This window comes from Enterococcus avium ATCC 14025, assembly GCF_000406965.1.
Classification (GTDB): domain Bacteria; phylum Bacillota; class Bacilli; order Lactobacillales; family Enterococcaceae; genus Enterococcus_A; species Enterococcus_A avium.
The window spans coordinates 301,090-303,576 of the sequence record NZ_KE136367.1 but is presented as its reverse complement, the minus strand read 5'-3'; the positions used below and the strand labels follow the sequence as shown (position 1 = coordinate 303,576).

The window sequence follows — 2,487 nt, the reverse complement described above, 5'->3', positions numbered from 1 at the left end:
GTCGGAAGACTGTTTCAAACACTTTTTATGAGAGTTTGATCCTGGCTCAGGACGAACGCTGGCGGCGTGCCTAATACATGCAAGTCGAACGCTTTTTCTTTCACCGGAGCTTGCTCCACCGAAAGAAAAGGAGTGGCGAACGGGTGAGTAACACGTGGGTAACCTGCCCATCAGAAGGGGATAACACTTGGAAACAGGTGCTAATACCGTATAACAATCGAAACCGCATGGTTTCGGTTTGAAAGGCGCTTTTGCGTCACTGATGGATGGACCCGCGGTGCATTAGCTAGTTGGTGAGGTAACGGCTCACCAAGGCAACGATGCATAGCCGACCTGAGAGGGTGATCGGCCACATTGGGACTGAGACACGGCCCAAACTCCTACGGGAGGCAGCAGTAGGGAATCTTCGGCAATGGACGCAAGTCTGACCGAGCAACGCCGCGTGAGTGAAGAAGGTTTTCGGATCGTAAAACTCTGTTGTTAGAGAAGAACAAGGATGAGAGTAGAATGTTCATCCCTTGACGGTATCTAACCAGAAAGCCACGGCTAACTACGTGCCAGCAGCCGCGGTAATACGTAGGTGGCAAGCGTTGTCCGGATTTATTGGGCGTAAAGCGAGCGCAGGCGGTTTCTTAAGTCTGATGTGAAAGCCCCCGGCTCAACCGGGGAGGGTCATTGGAAACTGGGAAACTTGAGTGCAGAAGAGGAGAGTGGAATTCCATGTGTAGCGGTGAAATGCGTAGATATATGGAGGAACACCAGTGGCGAAGGCGGCTCTCTGGTCTGTAACTGACGCTGAGGCTCGAAAGCGTGGGGAGCAAACAGGATTAGATACCCTGGTAGTCCACGCCGTAAACGATGAGTGCTAAGTGTTGGAGGGTTTCCGCCCTTCAGTGCTGCAGCTAACGCATTAAGCACTCCGCCTGGGGAGTACGACCGCAAGGTTGAAACTCAAAGGAATTGACGGGGGCCCGCACAAGCGGTGGAGCATGTGGTTTAATTCGAAGCAACGCGAAGAACCTTACCAGGTCTTGACATCCTTTGACCACTCTAGAGATAGAGCTTCCCCTTCGGGGGCAAAGTGACAGGTGGTGCATGGTTGTCGTCAGCTCGTGTCGTGAGATGTTGGGTTAAGTCCCGCAACGAGCGCAACCCTTATTGTTAGTTGCCATCATTTAGTTGGGCACTCTAGCGAGACTGCCGGTGACAAACCGGAGGAAGGTGGGGATGACGTCAAATCATCATGCCCCTTATGACCTGGGCTACACACGTGCTACAATGGGAAGTACAACGAGTCGCGAAGTCGCGAGGCTAAGCTAATCTTTTAAAGCTTCTCTCAGTTCGGATTGTAGGCTGCAACTCGCCTACATGAAGCCGGAATCGCTAGTAATCGCGGATCAGCACGCCGCGGTGAATACGTTCCCGGGCCTTGTACACACCGCCCGTCACACCACGAGAGTTTGTAACACCCGAAGTCGGTGAGGTAACCTTTTGGAGCCAGCCGCCTAAGGTGGGATAGATGATTGGGGTGAAGTCGTAACAAGGTAGCCGTATCGGAAGGTGCGGCTGGATCACCTCCTTTCTAAGGAAATAGTTCATCGAAGATGAACGTTACGGAAACTACACAGGAATGTTTTATTCGTTCAGTTTTGAGAGGTTTACTCTCAATTAGATAGCAATATCGGGGCCTTAGCTCAGCTGGGAGAGCGCCTGCTTTGCACGCAGGAGGTCAGCGGTTCGATCCCGCTAGGCTCCATTGATGACGTCAGTCATCATTCGTTCATTGAAAACTGGATACAGAAACAATTTTAAACAAACCGAGAACACCGCGTTGAATGAGTTTTTTAATAAGTTCAATTGCTTATTTATTACTAAGGAACATGATCGCTCATGGGAATTAGTAAGACCCTTGACGAAAGTCAAGATAAGGTTAAGTGAATAAGGGCGCACGGTGGATGCCTTGGCACTAGGAGCCGATGAAGGACGGGACTAACACCGATATGCTTCGGGGAGCTGTAAGTAAGCTTTGATCCGGAGATTTCCGAATGGGGAAACCCAGCATCTTTTATAGGATGTTACTTTTCAGTGAATACATAGCTGATTAGAGGTAGACGCAGAGAACTGAAACATCTAAGTACCTGCAGGAAGAGAAAGAAAAATCGATTCCCTGAGTAGCGGCGAGCGAAACGGGAAAAGCCCAAACCAAGAGGCTTGCCTCTTGGGGTTGTAGGACTCCGATATGGTAGTCCAGTGAGATAGTCGAGGGACCTGGAAAGGTCTGCTAGAAAGGGTAAAAGCCCCGTAGACAAAATTTGACTGGCACCTAGGAGGATCCTGAGTACGGCGGAACACGAGGAATTCCGTCGGAATCCGGGAGGACCATCTCCCAAGGCTAAATACTCCCTAGTGACCGATAGTGAACCAGTACCGTGAGGGAAAGGTGAAAAGCACCCCGGAAGGGGAGTGAAATAGATCCTGAAACCGTGT

The 2,487-nt window shown here is 50.6% G+C and carries 1 tRNA gene and 2 rRNA genes (1 of these 3 only partly in view); all 3 read left to right on the top strand.

Going from position 1 to position 2,487, the window contains the following annotated elements:
• The first annotated feature begins 23 nt into the window (after positions 1-23).
• Positions 24-1,582: ribosomal RNA gene (locus OMU_RS20820) — 16S ribosomal RNA — on the top strand.
• A gap of 101 nt (positions 1,583-1,683) precedes the next feature.
• Positions 1,684-1,756: transfer RNA gene (locus OMU_RS20815), tRNA-Ala, on the top strand.
• A gap of 172 nt (positions 1,757-1,928) precedes the next feature.
• Positions 1,929-2,487: ribosomal RNA gene (locus OMU_RS20810) — 23S ribosomal RNA — on the top strand; it runs 2,353 nt beyond the window's last position.
• Together the 16S and 23S rRNA genes with 1 tRNA gene alongside form the textbook arrangement of a ribosomal RNA operon.